Annotated in this window: 14 protein-coding genes; 6 read left to right on the top strand and 8 right to left on the bottom strand. The window is 55.5% G+C overall.

Going from position 1 to position 19010, the window contains the following annotated elements:
* Nucleotides 1-31 precede the first annotated feature (31 nt).
* The 4 genes from LPW13_RS02300 to purU form a co-directional block, all read right to left on the bottom strand.
* Nucleotides 32-769, bottom strand: coding sequence for an MHYT domain-containing protein (locus LPW13_RS02300; protein WP_230437837.1), 738 nt, complete (start codon nucleotides 767-769; stop codon nucleotides 32-34).
* Between the two features lie 81 nt (nucleotides 770-850).
* Nucleotides 851-1639, bottom strand: coding sequence for a 4-vinyl reductase (locus tag LPW13_RS02295; RefSeq protein ID WP_230437836.1), 789 nt, complete (start codon nucleotides 1637-1639; stop codon nucleotides 851-853).
* A 654-nt stretch (nucleotides 1640-2293) separates the two neighbouring features.
* Nucleotides 2294-2695, bottom strand: a complete 402-nt coding sequence (locus LPW13_RS02290; protein WP_230437835.1) for a hypothetical protein — start codon at nucleotides 2693-2695, stop codon at nucleotides 2294-2296.
* A 46-nt stretch (nucleotides 2696-2741) separates the two neighbouring features.
* Nucleotides 2742-3578, bottom strand: a complete 837-nt coding sequence (purU, locus tag LPW13_RS02285) for a formyltetrahydrofolate deformylase (protein WP_230437834.1) — start codon at nucleotides 3576-3578, stop codon at nucleotides 2742-2744.
* Between the two features lie 132 nt (nucleotides 3579-3710).
* Here purU and pepQ point away from each other — a divergent pair, with 132 nt between their 5' ends.
* Nucleotides 3711-5018, top strand: a complete 1308-nt coding sequence (gene pepQ / locus LPW13_RS02280; RefSeq protein WP_230437833.1) for a Xaa-Pro dipeptidase — start codon at nucleotides 3711-3713, stop codon at nucleotides 5016-5018.
* A 185-nt stretch (nucleotides 5019-5203) separates the two neighbouring features.
* On the opposite strand, the gene LPW13_RS02275 is transcribed toward pepQ, so the two are convergent.
* The 3 genes from LPW13_RS02275 to LPW13_RS02265 form a co-directional block, all read right to left on the bottom strand.
* Nucleotides 5204-6499 carry a sugar MFS transporter gene (locus tag LPW13_RS02275; RefSeq protein WP_230437832.1) on the bottom strand — a complete coding sequence of 432 codons (1296 nt, stop codon included), beginning with the start codon at nucleotides 6497-6499 and terminating at the stop codon, nucleotides 5204-5206.
* A 135-nt stretch (nucleotides 6500-6634) separates the two neighbouring features.
* Nucleotides 6635-9469 (bottom strand): TonB-dependent receptor, encoded by a 2835-nt coding sequence (locus LPW13_RS02270; protein ID WP_230437831.1) that lies wholly within the window; start codon nucleotides 9467-9469, stop codon nucleotides 6635-6637.
* A gap of 169 nt (nucleotides 9470-9638) precedes the next feature.
* Complete coding sequence (locus tag LPW13_RS02265; RefSeq protein ID WP_230437830.1) at nucleotides 9639-11009, bottom strand: Gfo/Idh/MocA family protein; 1371 nt, start codon at nucleotides 11007-11009, stop codon at nucleotides 9639-9641.
* 254 nt (nucleotides 11010-11263) lie between these two features.
* On the opposite strand from LPW13_RS02265, the gene agaR reads away from it, so the two are divergent.
* Genes agaR through nagA form a run of 5 tightly spaced genes read left to right on the top strand, consistent with a single transcriptional unit; the run spans nucleotide 11264 to nucleotide 16587 of the window.
* Nucleotides 11264-12034 carry a transcriptional repressor AgaR gene (gene agaR, locus LPW13_RS02260; RefSeq protein ID WP_230437829.1) on the top strand — a complete coding sequence of 257 codons (771 nt, stop codon included), beginning with the start codon at nucleotides 11264-11266 and terminating at the stop codon, nucleotides 12032-12034.
* A 37-nt stretch (nucleotides 12035-12071) separates the two neighbouring features.
* Nucleotides 12072-13346 carry a D-tagatose-bisphosphate aldolase, class II, non-catalytic subunit gene (locus LPW13_RS02255; RefSeq protein WP_230437828.1) on the top strand — a complete coding sequence of 425 codons (1275 nt, stop codon included), beginning with the start codon at nucleotides 12072-12074 and terminating at the stop codon, nucleotides 13344-13346.
* 12 nt (nucleotides 13347-13358) lie between these two features.
* Nucleotides 13359-14489 (top strand): SIS domain-containing protein, encoded by a 1131-nt coding sequence (locus LPW13_RS02250; protein WP_230437827.1) that lies wholly within the window; start codon nucleotides 13359-13361, stop codon nucleotides 14487-14489.
* Complete coding sequence (locus LPW13_RS02245; RefSeq protein WP_230437826.1) at nucleotides 14486-15403, top strand: ROK family protein; 918 nt, start codon at nucleotides 14486-14488, stop codon at nucleotides 15401-15403. Before LPW13_RS02250 ends, LPW13_RS02245 begins: the two co-directional genes overlap by 4 nt.
* Nucleotides 15400-16587 (top strand): N-acetylglucosamine-6-phosphate deacetylase, encoded by a 1188-nt coding sequence (gene nagA / locus LPW13_RS02240; protein WP_230437825.1) that lies wholly within the window; start codon nucleotides 15400-15402, stop codon nucleotides 16585-16587. The genes LPW13_RS02245 and nagA overlap by 4 nt, the downstream gene beginning before the upstream one ends.
* Before the next feature lie 89 nt (nucleotides 16588-16676).
* Here nagA and metE read toward each other — a convergent pair whose 3' ends face one another.
* Nucleotides 16677-18911, bottom strand: a complete 2235-nt coding sequence (gene metE, locus LPW13_RS02235; protein ID WP_230437824.1) for a 5-methyltetrahydropteroyltriglutamate--homocysteine S-methyltransferase — start codon at nucleotides 18909-18911, stop codon at nucleotides 16677-16679.
* Between the last annotated feature and the right edge of the window lie 99 nt (nucleotides 18912-19010).

Genomic DNA, 19010 nt, shown 5'->3' with positions numbered 1-19010 from the left:
GCTGGCCACCGCAAGCGGCCAGCCGGAATTGTCAGATTGCGAGCTCTTCCCGCTGACGGCGACGGTGACTACCGATCGCCAGGGTCAGCAACAGCAGGCTGACGGTAACCGCAAAAATACTGATACCCAGATATTCGCCACCCAGTGCACCGGCGAACCAACTTTCCGGCACCACATTGGTATGCTCGTAGCGGGCTGCTGCCATACCGGTATAGTGCATACCGCACACCGCAGCACCCATTAAAATGGAGCTTCCCAGCACCTGCAGCTTGCCGCGCATATGAAAAGCCATCCACAGCGCCGCACAGGACGCGAGCACACCAATGATTACGGAAAGAATCAGGATGTTCAGGTTATAACTGACCTCCATCGGCATCAGCATGGCCGCCATGCCCATATAGTGCATACCCGCTACACCACAGCCCATGAAAATACCTGCGGGCAATAACTTATCAAAAGTAAAAAGGCCAATACCCGCAACTGCCAGCCCCACCGAGCAGGCGGCCATGGCGACCACCGCAGACAGTACGGTCAGAAACACATCGTAGGTAACAGACATGCCCATGTCGTATGCCAGCATCGCAATAAAGTGCATGGTCCAGATAGCACCACCACCCATAGCAACACCGGCCTTGATAATGGCATTTCTCTTTTCAACACCATCACTGGCCTGCGGAATCGCAACAGCCAATTGCAGAGCCGTATAAGAACCGAGTACCGAGACGATAAACGAAAGTGCAACCAGCACAGGATTATATTCAGCTTCCATAATTCATCCCCACTATAGTTATTCCGTATTACCCTTTTATAAACAGACTCACCGAGTATTCCCGGTGACCCTCATCTGAAATCAATCCGCCACTTCAAAAACACATTCCTGTGCACCCTCGCTGCGGCACTGAACCTCTCGCACTACCACCCGGCTACTTGCACCAGCTTCGTGTAAGAGTCCCTGTAGAAAACCACAAAAGAAGTCTCCATTGCGGCATTGGGTTCCGGGGAGACAGAAAGGATTGTTCTTGATGTATATCGCAAAATCTCTGGTTTCGGTCGGAAGCAGTGAGCGCATTGCAGGCAAGGCGATCTGACGCATTGCGCTTTTTAGATCCAATTGTCCACCCAAAGCGTAATCTCTTTTGTACACCCAAGCCCCGACACGCACACCGATAAACTTGAGACTTGGGCCCCACTGATCTTCATGGACCTGATCCTGCAAATCCAGCAATTGCGGGAATATTTTTGGGTAACTTTTTGCCAGCCTCGGCAACACGGGTTCAATAATGTCGATCGCGGGAGCCGCAGAGGAAGGTCTGCGCCTGGGGCGCGCTGTGGGTGCGGCAGGCCGGCGACCGGCTGCGGTGGTACTGGGCACAGGTCTTGCCGGCCTGGGGGGCTGAGTACTATCGGTCAATAAATGGTTCGCCTCGAATCCATTCACTAACGGATGGGAGCTCAGTCGGTCTTCCAACTCCAGTAACCGCCCCTGTTCTCCGCTCAGCTTCAACCAGAGCTCTACGCCGTTAGGGGAAGACATCATCCGCTGGCGGTGCAATGTAAAACCACATTCGATCACCACAACGCCCATTTCCCGCAGCAGGCCGTCTTTCTTATCGGAAAATACGGTAACTTCAACGTCCATAAGTGACCCTTGTTTTCTTTATCACGTAGAACTAAATCACGTAGAGCTAACTGTCTGTTGTTATATTTTTCTAATACCCGATCAGGTGTATTTCCACCTATCCGTTATTCATGAACAAGCATCCTGCCGCCCAGATTGCGAAAGCGATCACAGATCTCTCCCCAACTCCAGGAAAAGGTTTTCTTATTTTTAGCTGCCAGCGGCTGAATCGTCAAATTGGAGGAGATGCGCGCCATTGATCAATATGAACCCACAGTCAAACGCATGCGACCAAGTTGAATTGCGTGACTTTAGTGCAAACAAAACTTGTTAATTACGTTCAAACACACAACAAAGCGAGCAAAAATGATCCAGATCAAGACAGGAGGCGGGAAGCTACGATTAGCAAAAATTTAACACTAAAGTCTCTTAAATGGACAAAAACATCCCAACTATAAATATATACACGCAAAATAAAACTGGATAAGGTATTCAAAAAGGCTTAGGCAATCAGGCTGATAGGGTGACGCTATGGCAGAAAACGATCATTCTGCGCAAAAGGTGAAGTTGGTACGAATGTCCAGGGCACCCCTGAAAGCCCTTGCCGGCGGGACGTGAACGCACTGCAGGCTCACTCAAAGTTTCCCTGGAATACAAATTGATACAAAAATCAGATTAACGCTCGACGCCCTCCCGACACTCGCCACGCACCTCCCCCCCGAGCCGGGAGACCACCCGATCAATCACAAAGAAACCATCGCGACAGAAACCGGATTCTCGCAACTTGAGATTCAACGCGTGATCAATATCCACCCCAGATCTGCCGTTACCTCGGCGACGGTTTGCCCCCATCGTCATATCGCCGCGCCTGGTCGGTTGCTGCGTATAGGGGCCACGCAATTGCGGTGCGGCCATTTCCAGAGAATACGTAAAACGCTTGGAGCCGTTTGCCGAAATCTCGGTATGAAAAGACTCTTTCAGCCCCGGGTTGGGTGCTTTGGGACCACTGGCGCACCCCCCCAGTGAAAGCAGCAGAACAGCTGCGAGCGAAGTCTGCAAAGGTAGATAGTTAGACATGCATTTCCCCGATGCTTTCTATGATTCCTGAATTTTTGAGCACTAATTATTTAAATACTACGGTGCGGTTCCCGTGAATGAATACCCGTTCTTCCAGTACCAGCTGCAAGGCACGGCTCAGCACCTGCTTTTCCACATCGCGCCCGGCGCTGGACATGGCTTCCGCCGAGTATCCGTGATCCACATGGATTACGTCCTGCTCGATGATCGGACCTTCATCGAGATCATCGGTCACAAAGTGTGCCGTCGCGCCGATGATCTTTACTCCTCGCTCAAATGCCTGTTGATAGGGCTTGGCACCGATAAAAGCGGGCAGGAAGGAATGATGGATATTGATGATGCGCTTTTGATAATGCGCGACAAACTCCGGATTCAACACCCGCATATATTTCGCCAGAATCAGGTAGTCCGGCGCATAGCGGTCCACCAGTTCAATCACCTGCTCCTCGTGCTGCGCTCGCTCAAGGTTATCCGCCGGTACCCAATGGAAAGGGATATCAAACTTTTCCACCAGAGGCTGCAGATTATTGTGGTTGCCAATGACCGCGGCGATCTCCACATCCAGTGCGCCGGAATAACACTTCATCAGAATATCGCCGAGGCAATGCGCTTCTTTGGTGACCATCAAAACGACCCGCTTGCGGCCGCTGGGCACCAGCTTGCGTTCGGCGCCTTCTGGCAGCGCCAGGTCGAGGTCTTCGAGCAGCGTGGTATCGTTGAAGTTCCCCTCCAGCGCAGTGCGCATGAAGAAGCGCCCCTGAGCGCGATCCACAAACTCATCGTTCTTGGTAACGTTCAGCTGGTGCTTGTAACAGATGTTGGTGATCTTGGCGATCAGGCCTTTTGCGTCCGGGCAATCGGTCAGCAGTATCTTCTTTTCCATGGCTAAAAAACAGACTAATTATTCAGAGTGCTGACTATACACTATGCGCAAGCGTGTACCTGTCACGCAGGCGATTTATTGATCAAATAACACGCACTCGAACACCCTTTTCCAACGCAAACTAGGGGCTTTATGGACAAGCAACTTTTCAGCGAACACCTGGCCACCCTGCGCGAACGCTACGATGAGATCCTCGAGCAGTGCGGCTTTGAAACCCTGAATGTCTTCAGCGGTGCACCCTCGGTACAGTTTCTGGACGACAACTACTATCCGTTCAGGGTCAACCCACAGTTCAAGGCGCTGGTGCCGGTCACAGACAACCCCCACAGTTGGGTGATCTACCGTCGCGGGCAGAAGCCCAAGCTGCTGTTCTATCGCCCGGTGGATTTCTGGCACTACGTGCCGCCGGCACCCCAGACCTTCTGGAGCGATGCATTCGATATCGAACTGCTGGCCAAACCGGATGAGGCGAAAGCCTTCCTGTCCGGTGAAGACGCAGCCTTTATCGGTGAGACCGCGAAGCTGGACGGCTGGGAAATTGGCGAGCGCAACCCGCAGCACCTGATCGACCGCCTGCATTGGGCGCGGGCCTACAAAACCCCTTACGAGTTTGAATGTCTGCGGGAAGCCAACCGTATCGCCGTACGTGCCCATAAAGCCGCAGAAGAAGCCTTCCGCGCGGGAGCCAGTGAATTCGAAATCAACCTAGCCTATCTGAAAGCGGCCGGCCAGGGTGAAAACCAGATGCCCTATGGCAACATCGTCGGCCTTAATGAGCACGGCGCAATCCTGCACTACACCCACCTCTCGACCGAGCAACTGCCGGAGAGTGAACGCCGCAGCTTCCTGATCGATGCCGGTGCCGATTGCCACGGTTACTGTGCAGACATCACCCGCAGCTACGCCTACCGCGATGGTGAATTCGCCGAGCTGGTGGCAGCGATGCACCAGAAAGAAAAGGAACTGGTTGCGGGTCTGAAGCCGGGCACCGCTTACCCGGACCTGCACCGGGACTGTCACCACAAAATTGGCGAGCTGTTACAACAGTTCGGTGTCATCAAAACCTCGCCGGAAAGCGCGGTGGAATCCGGCCTCACCGGCACCTTCATGCCCCACGGTCTGGGGCACTTCCTCGGCCTGCAGGTACACGATGTCGGTGGCCACCAGAGTGGCCCGGAAGGCGGCACCACAAAACCGCCGGCACAGTTCCCGTTCCTGCGCACTACACGCACGGTGGAGGAGAATCAGGTATTCACTATCGAGCCCGGCCTGTACTTTATTGAAAGCCTGCTGGCGGAGCGCAAGGAGTCCACCCTCGCGGATGAAGTGAACTGGGACAAGGTGGAAAAACTGCGTCCATTCGGTGGCGTGCGGATTGAAGACAATGTCATCGTGCACGCGGATCGCGTCGAGAATATGACGCGGGATTGTTACGCATAGTCGCAAAGGATTCCGAAAGTAGGCCCAGGAGGAAACTCCAATCCTCCCGGGACCTCACTTTAGCAAGTGGGCGCAAGGCCCGCCATAGAAGGTCACTCAGGCAAGGTTACCGGAGTGAAAAAGTAGGGATTACTCTGAGGCACATTCACAAGCGGACCGATCGGTTCATGGACTGATCGCAATGATCATCGTCCGACGCCCTTGTCTCCATCAGGTGGACGGGTGCTGCATGGCCACGTTTTGAGTTTGTGCCCTTTGAGTGCGTAAAAAAGAATAAACAGATAGCAGGGGAGTGCGATCCAGTAACCAGCAATCACCGTCCCTGAAAGTGCCGCGAGCTTGCCAAATATCAGAGGAATCACCGCACCGCCCGCAATCCCCATTATCAGTAGCGCCGATGCCTGAGCGGTAAACTTTCCCACCCCGCTCAACGCCAATGGCCAGATCGTAGGCCACACCAATGCGTGGGCCAGCCCCATCAAGGCAACAAAAAAGACGCTGTTGGGTACTACCGGGAAGCCGGTCCAGCCCCACAGTCCGGTTGCCAGGGCACTGGTTTCCTGCGAGCCGAATATGACACCGAGGACACATAAGCCACCGGCAACCGCGGACCCCACAAGCGCCTGCTGCTGGCTGATCCAGCGAGGAATACAGACAATACCGAGCACATATCCAAATACCATAAACACCATGGTGTAGGAGGTAAGAGAAGAAAAATTGGAAAGCCCCAGCTCTTCACCGTAAAGACCAATAGTATCACCGGCAATCACCTCGACACCGATGTAGGCAAACAGAGCCAGCGCACCGAGAACTACCTGGGGGAACTGCCAAACTCCGGTGTACTGCCCAGCAGTTTCCATTACCTCCTCCTCCTCGATTTCCGGAAGGCGGGAATATTTAACCAGACCTACGAGCAGGAACAACAGGCCTGCCATGTAGATGTAGGGCATCACCAGACGGTTGGCAACCTCATCCAGCCTGGCACTACGCGTCGATTCATCCAGACTGGCAATCGCTTGAGAGTTAAAGTCGGCCAGCCCGGAGAACACCAACGCCGTAAACACCAGCGGCGCCAGGACTCCGGCACTCTTGTTGATAATCCCCATCACGGCAATTCGGGTAGCTGCACTTTCAGCGGGACCGACTCTCACCACGTAGGGGTTAGATGCAGTCTGCAGAATCGTCAAACCGGCACCGAGGCCGAATAGCGCCAACAGGAATACAGGATAACTACCCAGTTGTGCTGCGGGAATAAACACCAGCGACGCCATCGCCATTATCCCGAGGCCAATGGCCATGCCGTCTCTGTAGCCGGTTCGGCGCAGAATCATCGACATCGGTAGCGCCATAACGGTATAGGCGATGTAAAACGCAAAAGTTACAAACAACGCCTGGAACTCGTTTAGTTCGCAAAGGATTCGAAGAAACGGAATCAACGACCCATTCAGCCAGGTCACAAACCCGAAAATAAAAAACAACATTCCAATAATCGCCATTGGAAAGAAGCTGCTGCGCGCACCTGGCGCGTCTTGTTGAACAGTTGCTGTACTCACATGAATATCCGGGAATAGAGAGAAAAGCCCGGTTATTGACAAAACCGGGCGCAAAGGAGGAAGTTAGAAGTTGGCATTGACACCCAGGTTGAACAGGCGACCGAAGCGCTCCAGACCAGCAACCTGATCGGGCCTTGCAATATAGCTCCAGCTGCGTTCATTGGTCAGGTTGTTGATGCTGAACTGAAAGTTCACGTTGTCATTCCAATCGTAAGCGGCGCTCAAGTCATACTGGCCGTAGTCGGCATCCCAGCTGGGACCACCCCAGGCTTCCGCGTTGGTCATCACCTTGCCGCGCCAGTTGTAAGCCAGGCGCGCCTGAATTCCCGAGCGCTCATAGTACACTACGGCGTTATAGGAATTCTTCGGCATACCCGCAAATGGCAAGCCCAACTGGCGGCGCTCCGCACTCTCATACTCGCTGTCCACATAGGTGTAGTTCAGCTGTACGCCCAGGCCATCCCAAATACCTGGCAACAGGTCCGTGAATGCCTGCTGGTAAGCCAGCTCAGCACCACGTACTTTCGCACCATCGTCACCGTTGATGGAGCTGTATACATCAAACTCGTAACCATCGATGGTGCGAGTGCCATTGCGCCCGTATTCGGTAAAGGACTCGATATCCTTGAAGAACAGCGCGCCGGTAAGGGCACCGTAATCAGAGAAATACCATTCCAATGCGGTGTCCAACTGATTCGCGCGCATTGGCTCAAGCCCCGGATTGGAAGCGTAGAGTTCGTACTCTCGCAGGTTTACATAGCTGTAAGCCTTGAGTGAATCAATGCTCGGGCGAGTGATGACCTTAGCCGCACTCAAGCGGTATACCAGATCTTCGCGCAGATCCCATTTAAAGTTCATGCTCGGCAGTACATCGGTATAACGGTCATCGAAGTCCATTTCGTATTGATAGTCCGCCAGCTCGCCAACATACTGAAGTTCTTGCGCGGAATCTGGGTCCGTATTGGGTTCAAACCGAACCGCGTCCGGATCCAGGGAGAAACCGCTACTGGTAGCGGTAGTCTCGATGGCCCGCACACCGAGATTCAGGGTATAAGGCAGTCCCAGCAAGTTGCTTTCAAAATCGGTCTGCAAGTAAACCGCCAGAGTTTCCTCTCCCACTTCGTATGAGTCGTTAGGGCGGAACTGCGCAGCGATCAAATCATTCGCCGCCCCGGGGCTGATACTCTCGTAGAAGGCAAACAGCTTGTCGTAGTCGAAACTGGCCCAAGGCGCAGGATGATTACCGGGTTCTCCATCCAGGAAATCATCGAAGCGCGGTGCCACCAGAATATCCGCCGGCAGGCGGAACAGATCAAAGCCGCCGATGTTTTCCGCCGCAGACATATCGGGGTCATATTCCGGGTAGAATTCGAATTGCGCCCCCGCGTTACTGAAAATAGATGCATTTGGAGAGCTGTATGCTTTCCGGTCTTTCGCCTGTTCACCGAAGTTAAGGCCGAAATTCACCGAGGAAACGAGTTCCACTTCCGGGTTCCAGGTACCGTCAAAGCGGAACTCGGAAACCTTGTCCGCAATCTCATCGCCCGAGTTATAGCTATAGTGCGCCCCGAATGGAGAGGTGTGGGAGAGCGCCGGCGTCATGGTGATATCCGGCAGTAGATTTCCGCCAGACTGATCGATATTGATTTCGTCGACAAACCCGCGGGCAACGATATAGCGATTGTCACCATCGTTCGCGTTGGTGGACTGGGAGTGTGAAAGGTCAAAAGCCAGTGTGAGAGTATCATTCACATCCCAGGCAACATTAGTACCAACCTGATAGGTTTCTGTCTCGCGAGGCAGCGAGGTGTTCAGCAGTTCAGCCATCGCGCCATTGGTCAGAGTCAGAGAGTTCACCAGTCCTTCATCGTTAAACCCCAGGTCTGTCACATCCGGGATGCCCGGCGTCCAGTCTTCATCGTAAGTAACGAATGAAATCTGGTACTCCTCACCATTGGTGTTGTATGAAGAGTAAATACTGTCGAGATTTACTTCGATGTCATCACGAGGGCGCCACTGCAAGGCCAGGCTGGCACCAATCCGCTCACGGGTATCCTGCCAGTTGGTATAGCGCACGTAGCCGGGAATAATCGTTCCGTACTCGCCATCAACCGTCGGATCAAATTCGCCATCCCCGTTCATATCCTGACGTACGGTGATCCAGTCTTCATCGGTTTCGTTGTAGAAGCCTTCCCCTTCATAGCCGTCGGTACGCAGTGTCCGCTCGGAGTAAACCGCGGTCAGCAGCGCGCCGAACCTGCCATCGAAAAACGTGTTACTGACCAGGAACGACGCCTGCGGATTGATATCCTGGGTACGGTCCTCGTAAATGCCTTTCGCGGAAGCCTGGAAAACGGCGCCGGGGAAATCCATCGGGCGACGGGTGCGAATATTGATGACGGAGCCGATACCACCTTCCTGGGTTTTAGCGACCGGCGACTTGTACACCTCAACGCCCTTCAGCAGCTCTGCTGCAATCAGATCGTAGTTAAAGTCGCGGCTGCTGTGCTCGGAAGCCATGCGACGACCGTTGATCGTGGTTACGTTATAGTCTCCGCCAAGACCGCGTACAGTCACCTTCTGCCCTTCACCAGCATTACGGGTAATCGTAATACCACTCATGCGTTGAAGCGCCTCAGCAATGTTTTGATCGGGGAACTTGCCAATATCTTCAGCAACAATGGAGTCCATCACATTGATGGAGTCCCGTTTCATCTCCAGTGAGGTTTTGATACTACTGCGAATGCCGGTGACTTGAATCTCTTCCACTTCGGTGTAGGTCGAGGATTCTTTTTCATCTTTACGTTCTTCGGTGTCAGTTTCCTGAGCGAACGCCTGCGATACCATGACCAGCGCACCGATGACCAGGCTAAGAGTGTTTCTTTTCTTGTTGATCATATCCATATACCCAAAATTATTGTTATGTGTAGTTTTAATCAGCCGCAGCGCACAAACTGCAGGCGTACAACGGCCCCTTCACCTTTAATCAGGCAAATAACGGTTTTCTAAAAAGAGCACCGGCCGGTTCAGCCGGTTAAATCAGGTCGAGCGGGGAGCTGGCCGGGTATCAGCTCACAACACCAAGCGGTATGCCGGTTTCCCACCCACCTCGGGTGAAGTCTGGGAAGTCCTTGCTGTTTCCCCGGTCCTTGACGGACACTTCGGACAGCGGCGTTACCGCGGACCAGGCGGCTGCATCGTATACATCCTGATCCAGCGGCTGACCATTGCGCAGGCAATACACCATGCGCCAGAACATCAGGAAATCCATACCGCCGTGACCACCATTACGTTCGGCTTCTTTACCCATCCGACTCCACAGCGGGTGGTCGTACTTTTCGTACCAGTAGTCCATATCGTAATCCCACTCGTGGTAGCTCTTGCGGCCACCCTCTTCCAGGGCAATACGATTCGGGAAACCGGCGAGCACGCCATTGGTACCCTGAATATGGTTATGACGGGTATAGGGACGAGGTGTGGTGGTATCGTGCTGGACCATAATGGTCCGCCCTTTCACGGTTTTGATCAGGCTGGTATTGATATCACCCGCGATATATTCCACCCGGTTGCGCAGGTGCTCTGCCGGGAACTCTTTTTTCGCGTAGGCGGCGCGGCCTAGTGCGGGGCTGCTCATGGATGAGAGGTAGTCGAAACGGTCACCGCGGTTGATATTCATATACTGAGCGATGGGACCCAGGCCATGGGTCGGGTAGAGGTTGGCATCGCGCAGCGAATGCCATTTGGTCCGCCAGGAGCCGGTCTTGCGATGCACCTCCTTCATCTGCCAGCGCAACTCATGAATGTAAGAAGCTTCACCGTGCAGCAGGTCACCGAACAGCCCCATGCGCACCATATTCAGAGCCATCAACTCGTCACGCCCGTAACAGACGTTCTCAAGCATCATGCAGTTTTTCTGCGTTTTCTCTGCGGTATTTACCAGCTGCCAACACTCTTCCAGCGTCGTGGCCGCCGGCACTTCCACCATGGCGTGCTTGCCGCTCAACATGGTGTCCACTGCCATTGGCGTATGCCAGCGCCAGGGCGTTGAGATGATGACGATATCGATGTCGTTCTGTGCCAGCATGTCACGGTAGGCATGTTCGTGCTTGCCGTAGGCGGCGGGCTTGGGCAGCCCCTTTTCCACCACCAGATTGAGTGAGCGATCCAGCACTTGCTGATCGGTGTCACAGATTGCCTTGATCTCCACACCGTCGATATTGCAGAAATGCTTTACCGCGCCCACACCACGCTCGCCAACACCGATAAAACCAACTCTTACCGTCTCCATCGGCGGGACTACGAGGCCCATCACAGATTTCTGCCCCTTTGCCCGGAGCATGGCGCCAGAGCCTTGGGAGGTGGCACATCCGGCAGCCGCAGTGGCTGCAACGGCGGTCACGCCGGCTTTCAGAAACTTTCGACGATCTATTTCATTCATTATTTTTTACCTCAGCTCCAGTAAGCGGTGTTCACTGGGTTTGACAATAACCAACCGAAACCAGCGGTTCAACAAAAAAAAGCTTCAAAAACTTTCACTATCATTCAGAAAGACCGGCATTCAGATCTATTTTCCAAACATAAGTTACTGTTTTAAATGGAATTAAATGAAATGAAAGGATCTGAAAATAAACTTTCGATTGAAAGCAAATGAAAGTTGCGTAGAATGACAGGAAACCTAGTGAAAGCAGCACCATGACAACGAACACCATTGAACGCAGACACGACATCGTCCAGAAAACCATTGATGCAGGACGCGTCATGGTACCGGAACTCGCGAAAACCTACGGCGTATCGACGGTGACCATTCGTGGCGACCTCAACTACCTCCATCAAAAGGGCTTGCTGGTACGCACCCGCGGTGGCGCAGTGGCGAGCAATCGTGTCAGTCCGGAACTCTCGGTGCGGGAGAAAGTGACCGAACACCTCGACATCAAACGCCATCTGGCAGCCACGGCAGCAAAGGAAATTCAGGAGCAGGACACCATCATCCTCGACTCCGGCACTACCACCGCAGAAATCGCCAGCCAGCTGCACGACTTCCGTCGTCTGGTAGTGATGACCAACGGCCTTAATGTGGCACAACAGCTGGTAGACGCCGACGGCGTGGAAGTGCTGATGACAGGGGGGACACTGCGCAAAAAATCTTTATCGTTCTACGGCAGGGCCGCAGAAGACACCTTGCAGTGCTATCACTTCGACAAAGTATTTCTCGGTGTGGATGGTATCGACTTCCAGGGCGGTATCACCACCCACTTCGAACACGAAGCCAATCTGAACCGCCTGATGTGCAAAGTAGCCCGCCGGGTAATTGCGGTGACGGACTCTTCGAAATTCAAACGCTCCGGCGTACACAAGATCTGTGAATTCAGTGATATCGACACCCTGATTACTGACAGCGGCATTCCGGAAGCCTTTCACGAAGTGCTCTCCGAAGCCGGCGTCAGGGTCATTATCGTCGACTGACTCCCATGCCAAAGAGTGACCAACAAAAGGATTCAACATGTTGCAACAATTGATCAGGACCAACCTCCAGGGCGCGCCGCGGGGCATTTATGCCATCTGCTCCGCGCACGGTCTGGTTCTGGAGGCCGCAATGGAACAGGCAAAGGCAGACGGCACCCCGCTCCTGATCGAGGCCACCGCCAACCAGGTCAATCAGTTTGGCGGTTACACCGGTATGCGGCCGGCAGATTTTTACGACTACGTCATGACACTGGCGGCACAGATCGGACTGGATAACGCTGGGATCATACTCGGCGGCGACCACCTTGGCCCGGTGTGCTGGCAGACCGAGCCCGCCGCCGATGCCATGACCAAGGCGATTGAACTGGTGGACGCCTACGTGTCCGCCGGCTTCAGCAAAATTCACCTGGATTGCAGCATGCCCTGCGCCGACGACACCCTGCCGTTGGCCGACGAAATTATTGCCGAGCGCGCAGCAGACCTGTGTCGCGCCGCCGAAGAGGCCGCCGCGCGCCACGGCAAAACGGGTAAAGTGTTTTACGTCATCGGCACAGAGGTCCCGCCACCCGGTGGCGCGAAGGAGGAAATTACCGAGCTCGAAGTCACCGAGCCCGCCCATGCGCGCCATACCATCGAGCTGCATCGCAGTGCCTTCGCGCAACGCAACCTGGAAGATGCCTGGGCCCGTGTCATCGCCCTTGTAGTACAGCCCGGAGTGGAGTTCGACCACACCTCCGTGATCGACTACCAGCCGCGCAAGGCCACAAAATTAAAAGCGCTTGTCCAGGAAACCGACGGCATTGCCTTCGAGGCTCACTCCACCGACTACCAGACCCAGCGCAATTATAACCAGTTGGTGCGCGATCACTTTGCGATACTCAAAGTTGGGCCACAACTGACCTTTGCCCTGCGCGAAGCCCTGTTCGCCCTCAGCTATATCGAAGACGAGCTGCCGACTATCCCGAAAAAATCCGCATTGCGGACAGTATGCGACCAACGCATGCAAGCGGAGCCCCGCTACTGGCAGAGCTTTTACGAAGTCGCGCCGGATCGCCAGCCACTGTACCGACGCTACAGTTACAGTGATCGCATTCGCTATTACTGGCCCGATAAGGACGTCAACGGCGCGGTGGACCAACTGCTGGACAACCTCTCGTCCGCCTCCATTCCGCTGCCGCTACTCAGTCAGTTTTTCCCCGAGGAGTATCGACAGGTCCGTGAGGGACAGCTTGCAAACGATCCCCGCTCGCTCATCAAGGCGCGCATTCGCCAGGTGACCTCGACCTACGCCAACGCCTGCTGGAAGCAGTAATACAGGACAACAATGATGTATAAAATTCTGAATAGCGATGCTGCCGAACTGCGTGAGTACAACGGTCTACATACCGCGCAGGAGATCACGCAGCAACCGGAAACCTGGGAGCAAACCTCGGCAATTATTGACGCGCAACGTCAGCAAATCGCGGCCTGGCTTCAGCCCGTGCTGCAGCGCAGCGACCTGCGTATTATTCTTACCGGCGCCGGCACGTCGGCTTATATCGGTGAGACCCTGGCCCCCTACCTAACCCGCTGCCTGGAGCGCCGGGTTGAAGCCATCAGTACCACCGATCTGGTGAGCCACCCTCAGGACTACCTACTGCGCCAGGTCCCCACCCTGCTGATTTCCTACGCCCGCTCCGGGAACAGCCCGGAAAGCGTTGGCGCTTATGATCTCGCCAACCAGTGCGTGGATGAGTGTTTTCACCTGGTGATTACCTGCAATCGCGACGGGAAACTGGCTGCCCGGGCCCAGAACAGCAACAACAGCTACTCGCTGCTGATGCCGGAGGCAACACTCGATCAGAGTTTTGCCATGACCAGCAGTTTCACTGCCATGTTGCTGACGACCCTGGGTATTTTTGTCCCGCAATCAGCACAACTGCCGAAACTATTGGCCGCTACCCGCACGTTACTATCGTCACAACTCGAGGCGATTCATACATTGGCACAGCATGACTTCAAGCGTGTGGTCTTCCTCGGTGCCGGCGGACTAAAAGGTATCGCCACCGAGGCCGCGCTGAAAATGCTCGAACTCACCGCCGGCCAGGTGGACTGCCACGCGGAGAGCCCCCTCGGTTTCCGTCACGGCCCCAAGTCAATGCTGGACGACAAAACCCTGGTGGTACTTTTCCAGAGTAACGATCCATACTGTCGCCGCTATGATGACGACCTACTCTCGGAACTGCAGCGCGACGGTACCGCCGCGTGGATAGAATCCCCGGCGGCACTCGCCGATAGCAGCGCCCTTGAGGATGCCTGGCTATCGCTCTACTACATTGTGTTTGCCCAGACCCTAGCCTTCTACAAGTCGTTGCAGTTGGGTATTACCCCGGACAACCCCTGCCCCACCGGCGAGGTCAATCGCGTGGTGCAAGGTGTAGCCCTTTACCCTTTTGATGGGGATAGCAAACGTTGATTTACGGTCTGGACATCGGCGGCACCAAGATCGAGTTCACCTGCTTCGATACTGCACTGCACCTTCAGTACAGTGAGCGTATTGCCACGCCCACTGAGGATTACCCGGCATTCATTGATGCGCTGGTATCGCTGGTGGAGGCCGCCGATGTGCGCCATGGCGAGCCGGGCGCCCTCGGGGTGGGCATGCCCGGCCTGATCGACGCAGAGGGAAAATCCCTTTCCGCCAATATCCCCTGCGCCACCGGTAAACAGGTAGCGGCATCTCTCGGCGAGCGCCTGCAGCGCCCGGTGGCAATAGAAAACGACTGCCGCCTGTTTGCACTCTCTGAAGCCCACGACGGTGCCGGTAAAGGCCACGCCCATGTCTATGGTGCAGTGCTGGGGACCGGTGCAGCCGGCGGGCTGGTCATAAATGGACGACTTTATCGAAGTCGACAGGGTATCGCTGGGGAGTACGGTCATCATCCACTCCCGGCCCACCTGCGCAAAAAGTACCAACTCCCCGTTCTCCGTTGCGGCTGCGGCTTGACGGGTTGTCTCGAGCCCTATATTGCCGGTCCGGGCCTCACCAACCTGCACCATTATCTGTGCGGGGAATCCCTGACGGTCCCCCAAATCGTACAACACTGGCGAAACGGCGATGCAAATGCCATCGTCACCCGGGAAACTCATAAGGATCTGCTGGGCGCGGCTTTCGCCAATCTGGTCATGGCCCACGATCCGGACATTATTGTCATCGGCGGAGGCCTTTCCCGCATCGAGGAAATGTATCGCGATTTACCCGAGGCAATCGAGGCGCATCTATTTGCCGGGTTTCAGTCACCACCAATCACCCCGCCCAAATTTGGCGACGCCAGTGGCGCACGCGGTGCCGCGTTACTCGCGCGGCAAATGATGGAAAGACAATCATGAAGACATCAGATTATTACCTGCGTCCGAAAATAACCCTCACCGAATCAGCCGAATTGGAAGACCACTTTCTGCATATTGCAAACGGAAGAGTGGCTGCCATTACCGATGTAATGAATAATGATTTGCCGCTGATCGAACTGCCGGACACCACGCTGGTTCCCGGATTGATCGACCTGCATATTCACGGCCGCGACGGCTGTGACGTAATGGACGCGACCCCCGATGCCATCGAAACCATCTCCCGCTCCCTCGCCCGGCACGGTGTCACAGGATTTCTTGCCACCACAGTGACCAGCAGTTGGGAGGAAACCCTCGCCGCAATGGATAATCTGGGACGCGCCGCACAAACCGTGCAGCCCGGCGCGCAAGTATTGGGCGGCTATAGCGAAGGCCTGTTTTTCGCCAGTGAACACAAAGGTGCACACAACGATCACTACTTTCTCGCCCCCACCCGAGAGCGCATGGATGCTCTGATTGAAGCCTCACACGGACAACTGAAGGTGGTCGCGCTGGCACCCGAAGTGGACGGCGCCATGGAAATTATTCCCTACCTGCATGAACACGGCATCAAGGTGATGCTCGGCCATACCGATGCAACCTACGACAAGACACGCGCAGCGCTGGACGCAGGCGCATGTGGCGGTGTACACGTATTCAACGGCATGCGCGGTATTCACCACCGGGAGCCGGGCTGTACCGGTGCGGTGCTGGTGCATGAGGCCAACGTGGAAGTGATTGCCGATGGGGTACACTTGCACCCGGCCATTCTGCAGATGATCTGTAAACTGAAAGACCCTTCCCGAATTACACTGATCAGCGACTGCATCAACGCTGGAGGTCTGTCTGACGGACGCTACAAGCTGGGAAAAATGGAGATCAACCTGGAAGCCGGGGTCGCGAGAACGGATAGCGGCTCGCTGGCCGGCAGCACCCTGACGCTGGAACGCGCAGCAGCCAACCTGCATCAGTTGGCGGGTATCGAGTTTCGCGATGCGATTCATATGGCCAGTCTGTCGCCGGCAAAATTCCTCGGTATTGACCACTACACCGGCTCCATTGCGGAGGGCAAGAGTGCGGACTTTGCCGCACTCAATGAACAGGGAGCAGTCGAGGCGACATTCGTGGCAGGGCGGCCGATATTCTGGTCAGAAAAACTGGAGCCCAGCCTGGTGGATTTTGCTTGAGTTACCCGCGAGTTCTACTGCTTTTCCCGTTCCAGATTTGTTCTCCCATCACTGGGCTCCTGCCTGCGCAGGAGCCCGGATTACTTTGATCAAGCCACTTCCGCACGCACGGTGCGTGTCGCTTCTACCATATTCAGCAACGCCGCCCCCACCTCAGACCAGTTGCGGGTTTTCAGGCCGCAGTCCGGGTTTACCCAGAGTTTTTCCAACGGAATCACTTCAAGCAATTGCTGCAAACGCGTCACCAGCTCGGCACGATCCGGCACATTGGGGGAGTGGATGTCGTAAATACCCGGGCCGATTTCATTGGGGTAACCGCCTTCGTCGCCGGCAAATGCCTGCAGCAGGCGCAGGTCGGAGCGCGCGGACTCAATGGTGATGACATCCGCGTCCAACGCCACAATCGCATCCATAATGGTGTTGAAGTTGGAATAACACATGTGGGTATGGATCTGGGTTTCCGCTTGCACTTCACTGCAGGTGTAGCGGAAGCAGCCCACTGCCCAGGCAAAGTAATCATCGTGGCCGGAAGCCCGCAGGGGCACCCCTTCACGCAGTGCCGGCTCGTCGATCTGGATGATGCCAATACCGGCAGATTCCAGATCCAGCACCTCTTCCCGCAGTGCCTTGGCAATCTGCAGGCAACTGACAGCACGGGGGACATCTTCACGCGGAAAGGACCAGTTCAGAATCGTCACCGGGCCGGTCAACATCCCTTTTACCGGTTTTTTGCTCAGACTCTGGGCGTACTTGCTCCACTCCACGGTCATCGCATTCGGGCGGGAGATATCCCCGGCGATAATCGGCGGCTTCACACAGCGAGAGCCGTAGCTCTGCACCCAGCCGTTGCCGGTGTGGACAAATCCGTCCAGCTGCTCACCAAAATACTCCACCATGTCGTTGCGCTCGGCTTCGCCATGGACCAGCACATCCAGACCGAGAATTTCCTGACGGCGAACGGCCTCGGCAATTTCCGCGCGCAGGTGCTGGTTATAGTCCTGCTCGGAGATCTCGCCATTGCGGAACTGGCGACGTACCTGACGCAACACATCGGTCTGCGGGAAAGAACCAATGGTGGTAGTCGGCAGCAATGGCAGCTGCCAGCGCTCGCGCTGCACCTCGGCGCGCTGTGGATATTTCTGCGCCCGCCAGGTGCTATCAAGCTCTGCACGCACTTCCGCTTCACTGCGGCTTTCGGTTTTGGTAAATGCCGGTAATGCGTCAGCGCCGGGTTTCAGAGCCTGCTGCAGAGTGTTCAGTTCATCCAGTTTCTGGCGGCTGTAGGCCAGTTTCTGCTTGTGCGCATCAGCGAGCCCGGTCTCGGTTTCCAGGTCTACAGGACAGTGCAACAGCGAACAGCTCGCTGAAACCCACAGGCGGTCGCCGAACTTTTCCGCGAGCGGCTGCAGTTCTTTTTGCCAGCGGGCCAGATCGGTACGCCAGACGTTGCGGCCGTTGATCACACCGACTGACAGCACCTGCTCGTCATTCAACAGCTTTGCAGCAGGCGCCACGTCTTGCGGCGCGCGCACAGCGTCAATGTGTACCCCATCCACCGGCAGCCCGAATGCCAGTGGCAGATTTTCCTCCAGCGCGGAAAAGTAAGTGGCCAGCAACAGCTTGCTACCGCTGGCTTTGCCCAGGGTCGCGTAAGTCGCGGCAAATGCATCGCGCCATTCGGCAGGCAAATCCAGGCCGAGGATGGGCTCGTCAATCTGTACCCATTGGGCGGCGACATCTGCCAATTCGACCAGCAACTGCTGGTAGCAGGGCAACAGCTTTGGCAGCAGGTCCAGAGCGTTATCCACACCTCGGCCCAGCCACAGATAGGTTAGCGGACCGATGACGACGGGTTTGACGTTGTGGCCCAGTTGCTGTGCTTCCTCCACTTCCGCCAGCAGCCATTCAGCATCCAGTTCAAAATTCTGGTCGGCGCTGAACTCCGGCACCAGGTAGTGGTAGTTGGTGTCGAACCACTTTGTCATCGCATTGGCCGCCACCGGCTCGCCGGAGGGCGCGCGGCCGCGGGCGAGGCGGAAGTACTGGTCGAGTTTGTTGTCGGCGGCCCCGTCGGCAAAGCGTTCCGGCACCACACCGAACATCAGCGAGTGGTTCAGCACCTGGTCGTACCACGCGAAGTCCCCCACTGTAGTGAGCGCCAACCCCGCGCTCTGCTGCGCCTGCCAGTTTTTGCTGCGCACTTGAGAACCTGCCGCCAATAGGGCTTTCTGATCGATGTCGCCTTTCCAGTAGGCTTCCTGCGCACGCTTCAGTTCACGCTGTGCGCCGATGCGTGGGTAGCCGAGGATATGTGTCTGTGCCATGTCTGTTCCCTGTCTCTTCTGGATACCGGCTTCCGCCGGTATGACGAGTGATGGTTAATTCAGGGTTGATTCTGAGGGCGCAGTGATATTCAATCAATT

The sequence above is a fragment of the Microbulbifer celer genome, from assembly GCF_020991125.1.
GTDB classification, from domain to species: Bacteria; Pseudomonadota; Gammaproteobacteria; order Pseudomonadales; family Cellvibrionaceae; genus Microbulbifer; species Microbulbifer celer.
This window is presented reverse-complemented; position numbering and strand designations above follow the sequence as displayed.

Bases quoted from the DNA above. Each gene is read 5' to 3' on its own strand.
- LPW13_RS02300 (WP_230437837.1), bottom strand. From the start codon at position 769: ATGGAAGCTGAATATAATCCTGTGCTGGTTGCACTTTCGTTTATCGTC.
- LPW13_RS02295 (WP_230437836.1), bottom strand. From the start codon at position 1,639: ATGGACGTTGAAGTTACCGTATTTTCCGATAAGAAAGACGGCCTGCTG.
- LPW13_RS02290 (WP_230437835.1), bottom strand. From the start codon at position 2,695: ATGTCTAACTATCTACCTTTGCAGACTTCGCTCGCAGCTGTTCTGCTG.
- purU (WP_230437834.1), bottom strand. From the start codon at position 3,578: ATGGAAAAGAAGATACTGCTGACCGATTGCCCGGACGCAAAAGGCCTG.
- pepQ (WP_230437833.1), top strand. From the start codon at position 3,711: ATGGACAAGCAACTTTTCAGCGAACACCTGGCCACCCTGCGCGAACGC.
- LPW13_RS02275 (WP_230437832.1), bottom strand. From the start codon at position 6,499: ATGTTGTTTTTTATTTTCGGGTTTGTGACCTGGCTGAATGGGTCGTTG.
- LPW13_RS02270 (WP_230437831.1), bottom strand. From the start codon at position 9,469: ATGATCAACAAGAAAAGAAACACTCTTAGCCTGGTCATCGGTGCGCTG.
- LPW13_RS02265 (WP_230437830.1), bottom strand. From the start codon at position 11,009: ATGAATGAAATAGATCGTCGAAAGTTTCTGAAAGCCGGCGTGACCGCC.
- agaR (WP_230437829.1), top strand. From the start codon at position 11,264: ATGACAACGAACACCATTGAACGCAGACACGACATCGTCCAGAAAACC.
- LPW13_RS02255 (WP_230437828.1), top strand. From the start codon at position 12,072: ATGTTGCAACAATTGATCAGGACCAACCTCCAGGGCGCGCCGCGGGGC.
- LPW13_RS02250 (WP_230437827.1), top strand. From the start codon at position 13,359: ATGATGTATAAAATTCTGAATAGCGATGCTGCCGAACTGCGTGAGTAC.
- nagA (WP_230437825.1), top strand. From the start codon at position 15,400: ATGAAGACATCAGATTATTACCTGCGTCCGAAAATAACCCTCACCGAA.
- metE (WP_230437824.1), bottom strand. From the start codon at position 18,911: ATGGCACAGACACATATCCTCGGCTACCCACGCATCGGCGCACAGCGT.